Below are 16710 nucleotides of genomic sequence, written 5' to 3'. Positions count from 1 at the left end.
GCACCGACGCGTTGCCCTATGCCTCCATCTGCTGATCGTCCTATGCGGCCAACAGGTGGACTGGCTGTCCTTACAGTTTCCGTCCGGATTTGCGATCTAGGCAAGGAGTACAGGCCATGCAACTTAAACGAGCTCAATGAAGGGGCTGAGGCGCGTTGACGTGGCGAGACAGTCTGGTGAGCGTCTCCATGTCTACCTGGGATCAGAGACGAAACGACGCCGAAGCGAGCGCCAAGCCAGAATTGCCGGGCGCCTCAGCGCCCGACAATAGTCACCCTCATAACACCGTGCGGCTCAAGTGCCTAGCGCATGGAGCGGTAGAAGCTGACCAGACACTCGTCGCGGGATCCATCGGTAGTGAAGTGCAGAACAGTACCGTTGGAACGAAGCTCGTAAGCAGATTCCCTGCTCACCCGTTCAGCGGCGGCATTGTGTGGACTTGGCGGGTACATGAAGCGCTCAAGTGCATATTTTTCCTTCAAGGGAGCAGCAGGATAGCAACGACCATGTTCCAACTTGGCGTAGAAGAAATTGATTCCCTGGACCAGGCGAGGATGAATGCGAAATTCGGTGTAGGCGATCTGGTAGCCATCGCTGGTCTCCATCGGGCCTGACCTGAAAACAACAGGGTCGGTATTGCTGCTGCCCCGCTGCTTGAATTCACTTGCACCCACGCTTCGGAAGAAATCAAACCCCAGCGGCCAAGGGGCATCTGCAAGCTTCTGAATCACGTTTTCAAGTGAATTCTTGTTGCTACCATTCCTTTGGCCTGTGTCTTCAGCAGATGCTTGAAATGCAAGTGATAGCGTTAAAACCAGCAGAGACAGGAAGGGGTATTTCCGAGAGAGATTGAGGTTCATCGTTCCTGCTCCTGGAAATGGCCACCGCCACCGCCACCGCCACTACCTGGCGAGGGGCTGGGAGCAGGATGGGAGCTGTCCCACCAGTTTCCGTAGTAGTCCCCGTACGAAATGTCATCTTCCCGGCCGGGGGTTCCATTCACATCGATGCGCTCACCGTTTCGGTAGACCTCGCCGATCTGGCGTGCGGCGTCATCCCATCCTATGTGGCCAGCCGTATAGGAGTCATAAATCGAACCATAGGTTCCAGCGTTTGCAATGTCAGCCGGGAGGTTCATCGATATGCCTTGCGCCGCCAGCTCGCGCTGAACAGCCATGCTATACATTGTCGCCTCACCCTCGGTCTTCAAACCCATCTGAATGGCCGCGTCCCTCGACATGGATGATGTCCACTGCCCGTCAAATGTGGAGTGACCAAGCTCATGGGTCAACTGCGCGATAGAGTCAGCGACATCAGGATAAGTCTTGATATAAAGGGTCTTGCTCGTGTAGTCCGTTCGAGAATGTCCGTCCGTCCAAGCAATGGAGAACCCGTAGTGGTTCTTGGCGAGCTGAACCAATCCTTCGAGCGTCGGGGACTTGTTGACAATGGCATCCACAGCTTCGCCGAGTGAGGTTAGCGTGTACTGATCAAGAGGATTGGGTGCATCACCACCGCCACCGCCACCGCCACCGCCACCTTGATCCCCCGGACCGGAGTCATATGGGTCATCGAAGTTCGGAGGATCGATGTCGAACCATCCATCATCCCCTCCAGGGGGCCTTACCTCAATCGTCCCCAAATCGTTGGTGTCAACTTGGGCGCCACCAGAAATAAGCGCAAGCTCTTCAACGGAAAGTGGACGGATACCAGTTTTCAACATGAACAAATCCCTTGCCAGACGTTGGATGGTTGATGGCTACAGTGCATCAGGTCATTCTGGGTAAGCACGGCACTCAAACCCCTTGGAGGAACATCCACCCAGGGTCGGTGAGCATAGCAATTCTCCCATTCAGTGACGTCGCCGCATGGGGGACATCTGATCGTTCGCTTGCTCTCCGGGGAGTACGAGCATTGCGGTTCCACCGCGACACCATACTCAACCTCATTCCTGCCGTCGTTTCGCCGCCAGCAGCGGCTCCAGCAGCCAGTCCAGCAGCGAACGTTTCTCCAGAACCAGATCGGCTTTGAGTCGCATGCCCGGTGTAAGCGCAAGAGCCTTGCCATAGGCCTGCATCTGCTGGTCGTCCAGTGTGGCCAGTAGCCGGTACTGACTCTCCACCGCCTGCAGATCGGCAGGAAGCTCGTCCGGCGACGTCGGCGAGCGCGCAATCTTGACGATCCTCGCACGACCGACGCCGAACTTCTGATAGGGGAATGCGTCGTACATCAGTCGCACGTCGGTGCCAACGTTGACGAAAGCAATGGCCGAGGAAGGCACCCAAAGCTCGGCGAGAAGCTGCGAGCCCTCGGGCATCATCACGCCGAGCGTGCGACCGGCAGTGACCGTGGCGCCTGGCTTGGCCTGCAACCAGGTGACTTGCCCGGCGGACTGCGCCACCAGGTTGAACCTTGTGCCCAATTTGTAGTTGATCGCCTTCTCGCGCGCTCCCAGCAGCTCGGACAGCGAGGTGGCGCGGTTGGCATCGTGCTCGGCCTTCAGGCGGCCAAGTTCATGCCGCATCTGCTCGTGCTCCTGCTCAAGCTGGGCAATGCGTGTCCGTACTTCGGCTACAGACTGGCGCACGTTCAGGACTCGCACTTCCGCGTCGCGGTACTGCAGTTCAGAAACCAGCTTGTCCGCGCGCAGCCGCCCGAGGTCGTGCACGGTCTTCTCGGCGATGGTCTGCTGTTGCTGATAGAGGGTCACGTTGTCGCGCAGTACCGAGAGCTGGCGCGCGGCACCCAGCATGCGCTCGCGGATGCCGGCCTCCTGGCTTTCCAGGGAGGCTTCAGTAGCGCGCTCGCGATCGACCGAGGCCTGGGTCAGGCGCTCGGCCATGCCGGACAGGGTGGCCCCTGTGCTTTCGCCGGTATCGATCACCGAATCCACCGAGACGCTGACGATGGGATCGCCCTCGCGGACCTTCGCTCCTTCCTCAACATGGACGCTGCTGACGATGCCCGAACGCTGGCTGATGATTGGCAGTAGCCCGCGCGAAGGCACCAGTGCACCGGACACCGTTTCTTTGCGCGGAAACGATGTGGTCACCAAGAACAGTGCCGCTAGGCTCAGTAGCGCGACCACGAAGCCGGTGGCCAGCCACATGCCGACCCCAGGGGCCTGAACCGGTGAACCGAAGCGCTGCGTGGCCGCTTCGATCGCTTCGTTGCGGAACAGCGGAATCGCATCCGCGGTCTCATCCGTTCTGGCTGGTTCCATGTGCCCTGCGATGCCGCGTCGTTGCGGAAAGTCGGATAGAAAGAGACATCATCGCGCGGATCGGGGGGCAAGGCACCCGCGGCCACCGGCAACGTCCACGTAGTAGTCGTAGTCGTCGCGCAGGCCGAAGCCCACCCGCCAAGAGATCGGGAACACGTTCGCCGGCTGGTCCGAGACCTGCGTCTGCAGGGTTGCCGTGCGGCCATTGAACGTGACCGGCGCGGTCGCTTCGGCGTAGCGGACCGGTTGCAGCCCGTGCATCGTCCAACGGCGTCGCTGAACCAGGCTGGCCTGCGGGTAGGTGGCCAGGTTCACGCCGGAGGCTTCCAGCGTGACATCGGTGCCAGTGTCGAGCAGGACGAGTTCGTCGCGCTTGCCGATACGCATAGGCAGACGCAGCGAGTACTGTCCTCCCCACAGCGCGGAGGTGGTTGCCAGCGGTTGCCGACATGTATCGGCGGGCAGTGCCTTCAATAGCTCCAGCTCGGTGGGCCGCAGCACCAGCGGGCCCAGCCGGTACAGCAGGTCCAGGCCGATGATGTTGAACTCGATCTGGTCGGTAACCGTGAAGGCGACATTCTTGAAGTGGAGATCGCCCAACTGCACATCCACCGGAGCGGCCAGGCCGATCGCCACGTTCTGCCCGGGCCGCGAGCTGTCGGTGGCGAAGTCGTCGATGACGGCCAGGCCCATGGCCTGTGCGGCCTTGCGGCTGATATGCGAACGGGTGGCGCCGGTGTCGATGATGAAATCGGAATCAATGTCCCGCTGTTTTCCATCCTGACCGCCACGGATCTTGCCGCGGATGACTGGTACACCGGCCTTGGCCGACAGCGGCAGGCGGGTTCCGGCAGGCGGCTGTGCGGCCAATGTGGCCGATCGGGGCCATTGGCTGAAGGATTCGAATGCGGGGACGGTGATGGAACGTACTTCCTCGCCTGGGCGCAGCGAGGGGGCGACATGCCGCTGATAGAGCGCGCGCACTTTCTGCATGTCGGTGGCCCAGCCGGCGATGTCACCTTCCAGCAGACGGTTGCCGGCACGGAGGCTCCGGCACAGGTACATGACCCCCTGACTCTTCTCGGCCACCACGGCAGCGTCGGCAATACAGGTGTCGGCCCAGCGATTGGACTGAGCGATTTCGCCACGCGTGCGGTGGTAGCCGGCGCGCGCGGCGAATCGTGCCGTCGTATTGGATTTGCCGATTTGCTCCAGGGCCGCGCCGTTGCCCTGCATCACGGCCAGGGTGATGCCATGGCTGTCTTCAGCGACCACATCGCCGGCCACGGCAGGAGCGGCCACGCTCAGTGCGATCGCTGCGGACATCAGAAATTTCATTGCGTCAGCTCCTCTATGACACGTATCGGCCGCCCGGAGTACCGGGCGGCCGAAGTTCCGGTGCAGCTTTAGAACCCGCTGATGACCAAGTTGAACTGGCCGGTGAACGAGTTGGTATTCGGGTCGAACGTTAGACCGATGTTGAACGACACACCGTTACCGAAGTCCTGATTGTAGGTCGCGTTGTAGTTACTCACATTGAAGTGATCGGTGGTCAGACCGAGGGTGTAGGTCTGGCCTGCATACTGGAAGCTGCCACTGCCAGCCAGCCCCCAGTTGCCATTGGTCAGGTTCAGATTCTCGGTCAGGTTGAAGGTCAGGTTGTAGTCCTGCAGCTGCCACGTTTGGGTTGCGCTGGCTACACCGTTGCCATCAATGCTGGCGTTGGAGCTGAAGGTGGTCTCGCTACCGCCTCCCTCGCCACCTCCACCGCCACCGCCACCGCCACCACCGCCACCGCCATCGCCCGGATCCCACGGCTCGCCCCAGTCCGGCGGATCCGGGTTCGGGCCCCAGTCGTCCGGCGGCCTTACTTCTACCGGTGGCAGGTCATTGGTATCTACCTGCGCGCCACCGGAGATCAATGCGAGCTCTTCGGGGGAGAGATCACGAATTCCACTTGCAGACATTGCACAACTCCTTTGTTTGTCCGTTAGCCATTCATTTGATCTGAATCACCGCTCCCTTGCTTGCGGCAGGCTCACTACTATCACAAGTCCGTGTCCCCTGGATATCAGGAAATCCTGATCTCCAATCAGAATCCTCACGCATAAAAATGAATGGGCTCGTCAAGGATCTCGGCATGAACGAAGATCAGTTCCGCAGTTTTGAGCTCTGCAGGCGGCACTTTTTCTTTCCGGACATCGTGACCTCTGATGAGCTCTACGAGCGAGCGAAGTTCATCGTGGAATTAACAGACTAGGGCATGGATGTCTGTCCCTGCAGCCAAATCCTCTTCAACTAGGTATGACCTGCCTCGTGGGCTTGCTTCATCGCTGGCGCTGAATACGAACAGACGTCTTAAGTAATCTCCAGGAACAACCTCACGACCCGTCTGGCTCGGGGTGGCATGGCAGCACTAACCTGGCCGGAGGGGCAACTAGATGTTGTAAGAGTTCCCAGGACGTCGCGTGTAGGGTTGTGCGGTGAGGGCCGTGCTGCAATCCTCCCTCAAGAACTGAGCGAAACCGGATCATCAGTGATAGCAGTTCCTACCGCGGCAGTATTTCCAGACGACACACCTTGCACGCCAGGCGTCCAGAGAGCGGCGCGAGGCTCTTTGTTTAGTAAGAGAAATTTGAAGCACTGACAGTTTCTCCCTCAGTCGCATGCCTTTGATCGATTCGCACCAACTCTGAAAATTGTCAGCCCACCAGTGCCGCCGCACTCGCGCTGTGGTGCGGCGCTCGAAAGGGCCGCTGCCGCCATCGTCTTGGGTCCAGCCCCTCACCGCTCACCGAGGCAATCGCGGCCAGCTGCAATGCCTCGGCTTCCTCGGTGTCCGGCAACAGACTGGGCAGGCGCGAGGCCAACAGCGTCTTGCCGCAGCCAGGGCTGCCAATCAGCAATAGATGGTGACCACCGGCAGCGGCGACTTCCAACGCACGCCGCGCATGTGCCTGCCCGCGCACGTCGGCCAGATCGGGCAGCGGTAACTGTGACGTGTCCACGCGCTCCACGGGTGGCAACAAGCGCGGATTGCCCAACCCGGCGCAGCATTCCAGTAGCGTGCGCGCCACGCGCACATCAGCGTGCTCGGCCAACGCCGCCTCGGCGGCATTGCCCGGCGGCACCACCAGGATGCGGCCGGCATCAGCCGCCGCAATCGCAGCCGGCAGCGCACCCGCCACCGGCCGCAGTTCGCCGGTCAGCCCCAGCTCGCCCAGGAACTCGTATTGCAGCAGCGACTGCGGATCGACCTGGCCACTGGCCGCCAGAATGCCCAGCGCGATGGCCAGGTCGTAGCGCCCACCTTCCTTGGGTAGATCGGCGGGCGCGAGGTTCAACGTGATGCGCCGCTGCGGAAAGTCAAAGCGCGCGCAGAGCAGGGCGGCTCGCACGCGCTCGCGTGATTCGCGAACGCTGGTCTCGGCCAGGCCGACAATCTGGGTGACAGGCAGGCCGCCAGAGAGATGCACTTCCACCCGCACCAGCGGGGCATCGACCCCGGCGCGGGCACGGCTGTGGACCAGCGCCAGGCTCATGTTTGGGTTCCTGCAGAGGGATGCTCGATGGTGCGGCAGGCGTTCCGCAGGGAACCATCGGGTATTGCGGGTGAAACGGCTAGGGGGATTCTGGTCAAGGGTGGCCCGGCGTCTTGAATAGACATCGCGGTTCAGCGGCTCCCGGGTCTTTGACGCGTCCAAACCGCACCTGGATCCAGTGCGGCCTACTTAACTGACGGTATCCCGGTGATAAGCGATGGCGGGTTCGCGCCGGCGGCAGCATTGCGACGCGCATTTTCATCGCCTCATTGCTAGAGTCGTGATAAAGCCGCGACCAAGGAGGGCATGACCAGATGCTTCACGAGAACAACGCACTTGGGCTGTTCCTGTATGCCTGGGGCTACAAAGACGCTGAGGTTGGTCGGGTCGGCGCGCGGTTGCTTGCAACAGCACAATCTTTCCTTGACCACCTCATCGGTGATCTGATCGGTCAGGGAGAGGAAGGTCGATGGTTTCTGATGGAGTTCAAGCGTGAAAGGCGCGGGTTCTTCGAGGAGGCCCATAAGAAGCCGGCTCGAAAAAATCTGATGGATGCACTATGGGCCAATCATGATCTCGCCGAGCTGTCTGCCTATGCGCACTTTGCGTGTTGGTTACAAGGTGACGACATTACAATCCAACAGTACGTGGTGGCCACTGACGATGCTCGAGTAGACGGTTATCCGCCCCACAGGATGCCCTTTGTCAGGGGCTCACTGGGCTTTGGCCGGGCGTACGAGTATCTCACCGAAGCCGATTCGACTCCTTTCCCGCACAGATCCGAAGACCTTTTCTCGCACGGAACAGGTGTAACCGGTGAGGGCATGCGGAAGTATCTGGCGGCGGTGCTTGCCGCGCACGATCACAACGTGGACCCCGGCGTAGAAGTCAACGCACTGTTGGGCTTTACTCCGAACTCGGGTAAGCCCGTCGTCCTGGTGCCCACAAACTTTGGCGGCCTTCTAGAGGCTTTTGAGCGTGCCCTGCGGACTTCAGCTGCGGCTACAGGACATGAGCATTCGAAGAGTCAGGCATCCGAGTCAAGTGAGGGTTAGACCGCAGCCCATGCCAGCGGCGCGGTGAGCAAGGTTACGGAGGCGAGGGAATCCAAGTTCAGCATCATGCACAGGCGCCCTGTGGGCATCTACCTCGGATTGCTGGCGAAGTCGCTAAGGGAGTTCTGGCCAGTGACTGATGACAGTGTCCAGATTCGCAATCCGCAACAGTCTGCTTGCCTGGCGTCTCTTGCTCGCCCCAAGCAGACACCGTTGCTCATCAGGCACCAACCCATTGAAGCGCCCCAACCGCGTCTCAACCCACGAAGGCCCCGCACTTTCCACCAGCAGTCGGCCTTGGCTCTGGTGCAGATCCAGCCAGCGTTCGAAGCTGATGCGCAGACGCTCGATATCCGGCGCCCGCCAGCGGGCGTCGGCAGGCATGCGGATCAGCACGCGCGAAGGCGCATTCTCCACGTCCATCACCACAACGCCCTTGTACCGGATCTCGAAGGATGTCGCCCCCGCATGGCGCGCGTGCAGTTCAAAACCCTCGTGGGTCTTCGCGGTCACAAAGCCGAGCGCATCACTGTGCAGCAGGCGGTAGTCGGCCGGCTGCAGGTTCTGGTAGGCCCACACCTGATCGCCCGCGGGCTCGGGCCACTCCACGCACATCGCGCCGATCACCGCGATGCACACCGCCGCAACGGCCAGGCCGTGCATCTTCATTCGTCACCCCACACACAGGCAGAAAGGTCCGCGCCATAAGCGCGCTCAGTCCTTGGGTCGCATCCGCTCGTGGATGAAGGCGGTCAGCGCGAGATCGGCCATCACCAGTCCCTCCATCACCCGGTCGCCCACGTACTGTTCGGGCTCGCCGTTCTGGCGCGTGCGCTCGGCCGCCAGCAGGATCTCCTGCACGATGCGCTGGCCGGTGAGCGCGCAGTCGGCGTCGGACAACGCCATCTGCCGGCTGCGCAGGTGATGTCGCTCGGGCCACGGCTGGCCGTCGGCCGCAGCGCCCGCGCCGATGGCGTGCAGGATGGCGATGAGGCTGTTGGGGTCCAGCGCGGGCGCGGGTGACGGCGCTTTCTGGATGGGGCGCGGGGGCGGGGAGTGCGGTGTGGTCATGGCGGGCTCCGTGCATGCAGGCAGAAGCCGCCACCGATAAAGGTGGCGGACAGGGCGTGGCTCGAAAACCGGTTGCTAGACAAAGCCGGCGGGTACAAGACCCCCACGCCCCGCCCGCCATAGCCGGCAGACGGATTGCCAGCCGGCACCACGCGAGGTGATGCCGGCTGGCAAGCGCAAACTTACGTCTAGCAATCCGGGTTTTCGAGTCCCGACCACCGATGCACGGTGGCGCAGTAACGATTACCTGCTGTTGTGCGGAATGCCAACGGGTAGGGGTCAATGCCGCCAAAACCCGAGACGTTTTTGGCATTGTCGCATAGCCCCGGATGCGGCGAGAGCCTTGGCGTGCTTGGCGGAATGGCACTTCTGGAACGGAGTCGTCAGAACCTTCCGTCAGAGATGTAGGGCGCGGCAAATGCGACAGCACTCGCCCATCGGACATGTGTGATCGCTCATGCAACCGAACCGCTGCGACACCCGCTGGATGGTTTAAATGACTTCTTGCCTATTGAACCTACCGAGTGCCGCGCGCAACCTGACTACTGCTGTAGTCACGCGGGGCTGCCCTGCCCGCAGCAGGACGGTCTTGTAGCGTTTGAACGGATTCCACCCACTGGCGCAGGCCAATACAAGGATCACTGTACGTGTTACGCCGCAATCGACTTCTTCTGTCTGCGGGTCTGCTCCCGCTTCCGTGGTTCCTGTTCTGGACCGGCGTTGCCGCCCTGTTCGCGCCGGGCTACAACCCGCTTGCACAGCACGCCAGCGAGCTGCTGCAGGCGCCAACGCTTGCAAGCATCTGCGGCCGGATCGCCGCCATCGGCTCCGGTGTCGGCTTCGTGGCATTTGCCATCGGAGTGTGGCGGGAGTCCGGCCGCGGGATTGCCGTAGGTGCGATCTGCTGGATGATCTTTGGCATCTCCATGCTGACCAACGGGCTCTGGCCCATGGGCCATCCGATGCACGGCTTCTACACCATCGGTATCGCAAACATCATTGCACCGGCGATGTCGCACATCGAACTGAGCGCGTGGTCTGCCAACCGAAGGGCGTACGCCGTGACTGCTATGGTGAGCATCGGGGGCATCGTCTATCTCTGGTTGAACGTGGTGGGAGCGGATCCGGAGGGGTTCAGGGGGCTGACTCAGCGCCTGTTCTCGTCGATCAACTCGCTGTGGCCGTTCCTGGTTGCGCTGTATCTGCTGCGCAGGCGTTGAAGCGCGCTAAAGGCGCAGCCCTTGCACTGATGGGCATACATGCGGGTTGAAGTGTTCAAGTAGTGGTCGGCCCACTACTTCTGACTGGATGAAGGACCGCACGTGATGAAACTGCCAGCGCTACTTGGTACACCTTCCCAGTCAACTGGCGTTCGACGAGCTCCTGGCCGGGCTGTTGGCCTGCTGTGTCGGGAGTTTCCTGGAAGCCCTCGCAGGACATTCCGTTACCACAACCGACGGCGCCCTGTTGGGCGACGTGAGTACGCTGTTTGGCTTTTGCTTACTTGCCCTGTCGGTGTCGGGAGCGCTGACCGTCCGGGGCGAGCTGTCCGGGTTGATCAGGCCATACGGACGCAAGGCGCCCTACCGGCAAGAGGCGCAGGCGACGCATCGGATGGTGCTGCCGATCGTCGTGGCGGTACTGTCATGGACGGGCCTGATGACGGCCTTCATCATTGGGGCGATGATGCGCTCTAGGGTAGGCGCTGATGGTGGTGCTGGCATCTCCGGATTCCCCAGCCGAAAGCACTGGTGGGTTCCATACTGGAAGCCGGGCGGGATGGTGATTAATCCGGAATCGGTTGCCCTTGGGTATGAAGTGTTTCTTTAAGAAGAGAAACCTCCCATCTACCAAGAGTCAAATCGGTCCACCACGACATCGCCAAGCTAGCCCCCACCTTTTAGCGGGAACAATTTGATAGCCTTCGCGTGGTCCCGATAGGGTTGCTGCGAAATTTAGGTGTCATTCCTTCGAATGCGTAGGCCGTAGCAAGACCTTTTCACATCTGCTCGATAGACTCGGACCTCTGGATAGCCCAGTGCCTCACGCTCGGCTTGGAGCTGAGCAACAAGCGATTCGAGCGACTTTGGAAAATTGCATCCCAAGATGATGCCAGACAGGCAAGAAGGTTCGAATTTGAGAAAACGAGAGCTGATGTCAACTGCCACGATGCGTCGTTCATTCTCATAGCGCCAACAAGGACTTTTTCGGGTGAGGATGGCTCTGAGAACGGCTGGATCCATGTCCGGCCATCGAAGCGTCGGATAGACGTCGCTGTAGTCGACTAGCTGAGCTGCGAGGAAAATTGCTGGGTCAGGTGCCGTCCGCAGTTGAATACAGATGCCTTTGTGAGAGTCGGCGTAATGTGACCACATCAATAGATCTCTGGGGTCTGATGCAAGGCAGATCACTCCATGGCGATGCCGCTCAAATGTATTGGGGTCATCCATGACTTTGGGCAATTGCAGCATGTTTCTCGTCAGGAGAGCTTCTTGGTCGCGCCTCTTCAGCGCGCGCCATCCTGGTGAAGTAGATAGCCAGCGTTTAACTTTCCTGCGAATTGCAGTGCTATCTCCATGACGGATTACTTTGAACCTGAATTCAAATGGGTCATTGAAGTCAGCGGGTGACGAAAGATAAAGCGATGACTCGATCATGAGGGTCTTGAGGTTGCGTAAGGAATCCGATGACCCATCAAACTTCATGTACTTGTAGTGGTGTCTGGGCGTGTTCTCGTCCAGCAGCAGTCGACGAATCTCAAACGGCGGCGCGCTCTTTGCGATCGCTCTCAACTTCTCAAGATTGGGGATCTGAATTGGTTGCGGTATCCGCCCATCCGGAGGAACTAAATCGCTTTTCAAGTGCATCCTCTTCGTGAAATGGCCAGCACTGAAGCCTATCCGGAACATCTCAATTCGACTAGTCGCTAGAGCCGGTCTTATGCGCGGAGGATGCCGAGCGGTTCCTCAACCGAGGCGTCGTCCACCGTCGGAAGAGAGTGGTCGTAGATGTTTAGCACTGAACCTGAAAACCTTGAGAAGCGCAGATCTTTGAAATCCTCGATCAGCTCACCGGCGATCTCGCCGTATGGCAGTCATTTGCACGCTTCCGGCCTGATCTGTTCTGCGGTCTCTTCATGGGCAGCAGCAACGATGGTGTCTCGCTTTCGCCCCGCGCGCTGCTTGCCCTAGGGCAGCGCGGCATCGAGCTCGGGCTGGACATCTACGATGCCGAGCAAGAGGTGCGCACCGCCCAACGCCAGCAGGTCATCAGTTGATGATCTCCCCACTCCCCGAAGCAACAAACGCCTTCAACTGCCGGACGAACTCCGCGTCATACAGCTCCCACTCCACAATCTCCCCCACAATCCGCAACGGCTGCGTACTCCGATACGACCGCGTCGGATTCCCGGGAAACTTCTTGTTGGTCACATTCGGGTCGTCTTCAAACGGCCCGGTCGGCTCCACCACATACACGCGTGGCCGCCCCTCACCTCGGGCCATCTCCGCAGCCAACCCGGCGCCCTTGGCAATCGTGGTGAAGTAGATGTGGTTCATCACCACGCTGTCGCGATAGTTGGAGCGGAAACCTGCACTCAGCAACTCGCCCACCGCCAGATCAGCGCGGGTGCCGTGATAGAACGGCCCGGCGACCTGGTCGCAGGTGTCATGCGAAACGGGTGTCCATTCGGTGTCCTGCGCCATCGGCACTGCCCCTGCGTGTCCTGCCGGATCGACAGGCCGGCGAGTCTAGGGCGCCCGGTGGGCCTTGCTGCAAGGCCCCATCCGGGAAATAATCTGTAAACGGGAGGCGCAGTGCGCCTCCTTTTTTCATTCTGCGGCGCCGCGCCCTTCCAGCTCGCGCACGGCGGTTTCCAGTGCGTCCAGCTTCTGGCGGGTCTTCAGCAGCACGGCGCGCTGCACTTCGAACTCTTCGCGGGTGACCAGGTCCAGCTTGGCCAGGCCGGCCTGCAGCGCGCTCTTGAAGGTGGCCTGCAGTTCCTCGCGCGATTCGCGCAGGCCCGGCGGCACCAGGTCGCTGAGGCGACGGGCGAGGTCATCGATTTGATTCAGGTCGATCATGGGGTGCTCCGTGGGGGTGGGCCCGTGCATGCGGCGCGGGCAGGCCATTCGGGCACAAGGATACTGCTGGCACCCAGTGCCCGGACAGGTCGCAGCGGCTTCGCACCGGCCGCGTTCAGGCGCTATCCTCCACGCCGGAAGACAGGAGATAGACGATGAAGATGGTCATGGCGGTGATCAAGCCGTTCAAGCTCGACGACGTGCGCGAAGCGCTGGCCGAGCGAGGGGTCACTGGTATCACGGTGACGGAAGTGAAGGGCTTTGGTCGCCAGAAGGGCCACACCGAGCTGTACCGTGGCGCGGAGTATGTGGTCGATTTCCTGCCGAAGGTGAAGCTGGAAGTGGCGGTGACCGATGACCAGGTGGAGGCGGTGGTTGAGGCCATCGTGAAGGCCGCCGGCACCGGCAAGATTGGTGACGGCAAGGTGTTCGTGTACGACCTGGGCAGCGTTGTGCGTATTCGTACCGGTGAGTTGGACGCGGACGCGTTGTAACCCGTTCGGCGGGATGTTGTAGAGCCGAGCCGATGCTCGGCTTGCTCTTTGTAGAGTCGAGCTTGCTCGACTGCTCTGCGCTTAAGTCGAGCAAGCTCGACTCTACGAAACGGCAGCCGAGCATCGGCTCGGCTCTACAGAAAAGCGGTCGAGCAAGCTCGACCCCTACCGGCGCTTCGCCCACTTGTAGAACCGCTTCCAGCCCTGCCGCACGGCAGCAACCCAACCCGGGTCGGCCACCAGTGCGGCCTGCGCCGCACTTGGCGCCTGGCCGGTCACGCGCTGGCGGATCTTCAGCAGGTTTTTCATGTCGCTGCGGCGCATCTGCCGGCTCAGTGGGCCGCGACGCAGCCAGCGGGGTACGCGCCAGGCGGAGGTGAAATCCAGCAGCACCGGCACGCCGCCACTGACCACCACGTTGGTGCCATGCAGGTCGTTGTGGGTGATGCCGGCGGCGTGCAAACGGCTGAGCGCGTGCTGCAGCTGCTCGAACACGTCATTGCCCACGGCTTGCGCGGTGCTCAGGGTCTGGCCGGGGATGAATTCCATGCCCAGCGCCAGGCCACCGAGGGTGCCGAGCAGCGCGGGGGCATGCTTCCAGCCGCCCAGGCGCTGCAGCATGCGGGCTTCACGGCGCACCATCAGCCGGGCGATCAGTGAAACAGGAGTGCCGCGGTAGCGGGAATAGTCCTTGATGACCGCCTCGCGCCCGTCCAGGCAGGTGCGATAGACGTCGGGGGCCAGGAAGCGTTCGCCGCGCTTGAGCAGCAGCGGGGTGGCGGCGTCGTCGCCGCAGGAGGAGGGGGGCAGAGCAGGAAGATACATGTCGGGGTCTCGGACGACCCGGTGGGTGGCGCAAAGCGTCAAGCGAACCGGTGTTACAGGGAGTTACTAAGTTTTCGTTAATTTTAGTACTCGCCAGTTCGCTATTCCACGATTTGTCGGAGAAATGTCGGGGTCGTGGCTGGAACAGTTCGTCGCGCTCAATCGGACAATTCTGTCTCACTTGGTCGACGGTTCTTTCAGAATCAATAGGTTGGGCCTCGCATCGGTTCGTTCATCCGCAGCCCGCTGAACGCCGCGCACGCCCGGCTTGACCCCGACGCACGGCCTGCCGACCATAAGCTGTTAATTCGCGACATCGGCGGCCGCCCCTTCCTGGCACGTCCCCGTCCCCTGCCGCGGTCCCCACCGGTGCTGGCCGTCCGGCCGTGCATCGCCCTGATTCCCGTTCCGGCTGCGGCTGGAGGAAAGTGTTTTGATCATCAAAATCGTCATTGCAGCGCTGTTCGTCGCCTGCGTGCTGTACATCCACTTCCGTGGCAAGGTCCGCGCGCGCTGGTCGCGCCAGCTGCTGGACCATTCCAGTTTCATGGCCCCGATCAACGTGGTCATGTACATGTTCTCGAAGGTGCCGACCACGCCGTTCCTGGACCCGGCCAAGGAGTTCCCGCAGCTGGAGCCGCTGCGCCAGAACTGGCAGATGATCCGCGACGAGGCGCTGGCGCTGCGCGATGCACAGAAGATCGCAGCCTCCAGCACGTTCAACGATGCCGGCTTCAATTCGTTCTTCCGCCGTGGCTGGAAGCGCTTCTACCTGAAGTGGTACGGCCCGTCGCACCCGTCGGCGAAGGCGATGTGCCCGAAGACCACGGCGTTGCTGGAGTCGCTGCCGGACGTGCGTGCGGCGATGTTCGCGCAGCTGCCGTCGGGCAGCGAACTGCGCCCGCACCGCGACCCGTTCGCCGGTTCGCTGCGCCTGCACCTGGGCCTGGCCACGCCCAACAATGACGGCTGCTACATCGAAGTGGACGGCATCAAGAAGAGCTGGCGCGACGGCGAGTGGATGATGTTCGACGAGACCTACATCCACCACGCGCACAACGAGACGCCCGATGACCGGGTGATCCTGTTCTGCGACATCGCCCGCCCGCTGCGTTTCGGCCTGCCGAGCCTGTTCAACCGTGCGGTGGCGGCCACGTTGCTGGCCGGCGGTGCGTCGCCGAACCTGCCGGGTGACCCGACCGGTGGCGTCAACAAGGCGTTCGGCAGCGTCTACAAGGTGCGCCTGAAGGCCAAGGCGCTGCGCGAGCGCAGCGTGGTGGCCTACCAGCTGATCAAGTGGGGCCTGGTGGTGGCGGTGATCGCCGGTATCTGGGCGCTTTGATCGTTGCATGAGGTTGCCGGCCAGCGGCCGGCATTACCGGAACATGAAAAAACCCGCGCTGTCGCCAGCGCGGGTTTTTCTTTTGCCTTGGTGGGTGCCGACCGTTGGTCGGCACGCCTTACTTCAGTGCAGCCTGCACGAACGGCGGGGTCACCAGCACGCCGGTGTGCAGCGCGGCGGTGTAGTACAGGGTGTTGAAGGTCTTGGCGGCCGAGTCGGCCTGGCGGAAGTCGAAGCTGCTGTCGCCCTTGCGCGCCATGGTCACGCTCCACCAGCCGGTGGGGTAGCACGGCTGCGGGAACGGCAGGGTCTTGAACGAGCCGAAGCCGGCCTTGCCCATCTCGGTGCGCATTTCGTTGATCAGGTCCAGCTGCATCAGCGGCGACTCGGACTGCTGCACCAGGATGCCGTCGTCCTTCAGGGCCTTGAAGCAGCTCTCGTAGAAGGCCTTGTTGAACAGGCCTTCGCCCGGGCCGACCGGGTCGGTCGAATCGACGATCACCACGTCCACGCTGCCCGCCGGGCAGTTGGCCATGTAGGCCACGCCGTCGTCGAACAGCAGCTCGGCGCGGGCGTCGTCGTTGGAATCGCACAGTTCCGGGAAGTGCTTGCGCGCCATCACGGTGACCTGCTCGTCGATATCGCACTGGGTCACGCTCTCCACGCCCTTGTGCTTGAGCACTTCGCGCAGGGTGCCGCAGTCGCCGCCACCGATGATCACCACGCGCTTGGGCGCGGCGTGGGTGAACAGCACCGGGTGGCTGATCATCTCGTGGTAGAAGAAGTTGTCCTTGCTGGTCAGCATGATGGCCCCGTCGATGGTCATCAGGTTGCCCCAGTCGGTGGTCTGGAAGATCTCGATCTTCTGGAACGGCGACTGCACCTCGTCCAGCTTGCCGGTGATGCGGTAGCCGATGGCCGAGCCGGTGCGCTCGAAGTGTTCGATGTACCAGTTGTTGCTGTCAGTCATTGGAAAACAGTCCTGTTCGGAGGGGTGGAGCCGGGCTGGCGGGCGGGGCCGCGTGGCACAGATGCCACATCCGGACGGATCGGCCCGTTCAGGTTGGAACCTGTCA

Annotated in this window: 18 protein-coding genes and 1 pseudogene; 6 read left to right on the top strand and 13 right to left on the bottom strand. The window is 61.6% G+C overall.

Annotated elements, in window-relative coordinates:
- Positions 1–302 precede the first annotated feature (302 nt).
- The 6 genes and pseudogenes from AC13GF_RS15420 to AC13GF_RS15395 all read right to left on the bottom strand — a co-directional run.
- A complete protein-coding gene (locus AC13GF_RS15420; RefSeq protein ID WP_483005190.1) occupies positions 303–860 on the bottom strand; it encodes a hypothetical protein in 558 nt (185 codons plus the stop codon).
- Positions 857–1723 carry a hypothetical protein gene (locus tag AC13GF_RS15415; RefSeq protein WP_483005189.1) on the bottom strand — a complete coding sequence of 289 codons (867 nt, stop codon included), beginning with the start codon at positions 1721–1723 and terminating at the stop codon, positions 857–859. The genes AC13GF_RS15420 and AC13GF_RS15415 overlap by 4 nt, the downstream gene beginning before the upstream one ends.
- 222 nt (positions 1724–1945) lie before the next feature.
- Positions 1946–3223, bottom strand: a complete 1278-nt coding sequence (locus AC13GF_RS15410) for an HlyD family secretion protein (protein WP_483005188.1) — start codon at positions 3221–3223, stop codon at positions 1946–1948.
- 48 nt (positions 3224–3271) lie between these two features.
- On the bottom strand, positions 3272–4510 hold the full coding sequence (locus tag AC13GF_RS15405; RefSeq protein WP_483005187.1) for a retropepsin-like aspartic protease: 1239 nt from the start codon (positions 4508–4510) through the stop codon (positions 3272–3274).
- 119 nt (positions 4511–4629) lie between these two features.
- On the bottom strand, positions 4630–5190 hold the full coding sequence (locus AC13GF_RS15400; protein WP_483005186.1) for a hypothetical protein: 561 nt from the start codon (positions 5188–5190) through the stop codon (positions 4630–4632).
- A gap of 738 nt (positions 5191–5928) precedes the next feature.
- A pseudogene (locus AC13GF_RS15395) lies at positions 5929–6765 on the bottom strand (magnesium chelatase domain-containing protein); the annotation flags it as partial.
- A 314-nt stretch (positions 6766–7079) separates the two neighbouring features.
- On the opposite strand from AC13GF_RS15395, the gene AC13GF_RS15390 reads away from it, so the two are divergent.
- Entirely contained in the window at positions 7080–7820 is a 741-nt protein-coding gene (locus AC13GF_RS15390; protein ID WP_483005185.1) for a hypothetical protein, read from the top strand.
- A 114-nt stretch (positions 7821–7934) separates the two neighbouring features.
- Here AC13GF_RS15390 and AC13GF_RS15385 read toward each other — a convergent pair whose 3' ends face one another.
- Positions 7935–8489 (bottom strand): cold-shock protein, encoded by a 555-nt coding sequence (locus AC13GF_RS15385; protein ID WP_483005184.1) that lies wholly within the window; start codon positions 8487–8489, stop codon positions 7935–7937.
- Between the two features lie 45 nt (positions 8490–8534).
- Positions 8535–8891 carry a hypothetical protein gene (locus AC13GF_RS15380; protein WP_075675966.1) on the bottom strand — a complete coding sequence of 119 codons (357 nt, stop codon included), beginning with the start codon at positions 8889–8891 and terminating at the stop codon, positions 8535–8537.
- Between the two features lie 647 nt (positions 8892–9538).
- Between AC13GF_RS15380 and AC13GF_RS15375 the strand changes: the two genes are divergently transcribed.
- Positions 9539–10111, top strand: coding sequence for a DUF998 domain-containing protein (locus AC13GF_RS15375; protein WP_483005183.1), 573 nt, complete (start codon positions 9539–9541; stop codon positions 10109–10111).
- 256 nt (positions 10112–10367) lie between these two features.
- Entirely contained in the window at positions 10368–10721 is a 354-nt protein-coding gene (locus AC13GF_RS15370; RefSeq protein WP_483005182.1) for a hypothetical protein, read from the top strand.
- A 125-nt stretch (positions 10722–10846) separates the two neighbouring features.
- Here the strand turns inward: AC13GF_RS15370 and AC13GF_RS15365 are convergent, their stop codons facing one another.
- Positions 10847–11758 (bottom strand): DUF2971 domain-containing protein, encoded by a 912-nt coding sequence (locus AC13GF_RS15365; protein WP_483005181.1) that lies wholly within the window; start codon positions 11756–11758, stop codon positions 10847–10849.
- Positions 11759–12027: 269 nt separating this feature from the next.
- Between AC13GF_RS15365 and AC13GF_RS15360 the strand changes: the two genes are divergently transcribed.
- Positions 12028–12168 carry a hypothetical protein gene (locus AC13GF_RS15360; RefSeq protein ID WP_483005180.1) on the top strand — a complete coding sequence of 47 codons (141 nt, stop codon included), beginning with the start codon at positions 12028–12030 and terminating at the stop codon, positions 12166–12168.
- On the opposite strand, the gene arr is transcribed toward AC13GF_RS15360, so the two are convergent.
- Both arr and ubiK read right to left on the bottom strand, forming a co-directional pair.
- Positions 12161–12595 (bottom strand): NAD(+)--rifampin ADP-ribosyltransferase, encoded by a 435-nt coding sequence (gene arr, locus AC13GF_RS15355; protein WP_043401276.1) that lies wholly within the window; start codon positions 12593–12595, stop codon positions 12161–12163. The genes AC13GF_RS15360 and arr overlap by 8 nt on opposite strands.
- 126 nt (positions 12596–12721) lie before the next feature.
- Positions 12722–12973: a ubiquinone biosynthesis accessory factor UbiK gene (gene ubiK / locus AC13GF_RS15350; protein WP_005419983.1), complete on the bottom strand. Its 252-nt coding sequence runs from the start codon at positions 12971–12973 to the stop codon at positions 12722–12724.
- A 155-nt stretch (positions 12974–13128) separates the two neighbouring features.
- On the opposite strand from ubiK, the gene AC13GF_RS15345 reads away from it, so the two are divergent.
- A complete protein-coding gene (locus AC13GF_RS15345; protein ID WP_005411374.1) occupies positions 13129–13467 on the top strand; it encodes a P-II family nitrogen regulator in 339 nt (112 codons plus the stop codon).
- A 165-nt stretch (positions 13468–13632) separates the two neighbouring features.
- On the opposite strand, the gene AC13GF_RS15340 is transcribed toward AC13GF_RS15345, so the two are convergent.
- Positions 13633–14292 carry an RIO1 family regulatory kinase/ATPase domain-containing protein gene (locus tag AC13GF_RS15340; protein ID WP_135275409.1) on the bottom strand — a complete coding sequence of 220 codons (660 nt, stop codon included), beginning with the start codon at positions 14290–14292 and terminating at the stop codon, positions 13633–13635.
- Positions 14293–14728: 436 nt separating this feature from the next.
- Here AC13GF_RS15340 and AC13GF_RS15335 point away from each other — a divergent pair, with 436 nt between their 5' ends.
- Complete coding sequence (locus tag AC13GF_RS15335) at positions 14729–15634, top strand: aspartyl/asparaginyl beta-hydroxylase domain-containing protein (protein WP_026347202.1); 906 nt, start codon at positions 14729–14731, stop codon at positions 15632–15634.
- 118 nt (positions 15635–15752) lie between these two features.
- Here AC13GF_RS15335 and speE read toward each other — a convergent pair whose 3' ends face one another.
- A complete protein-coding gene (speE, locus tag AC13GF_RS15330; RefSeq protein ID WP_049403786.1) occupies positions 15753–16604 on the bottom strand; it encodes a polyamine aminopropyltransferase in 852 nt (283 codons plus the stop codon).
- Positions 16605–16710 lie beyond the last annotated feature (106 nt).

The organism is Stenotrophomonas sp. 22LJNL06-5-1 (genome assembly GCF_056861455.1).
The sequence above is the reverse complement of the archived record's forward strand: the minus strand, read 5'-3'. Positions and strand labels throughout refer to the sequence as shown.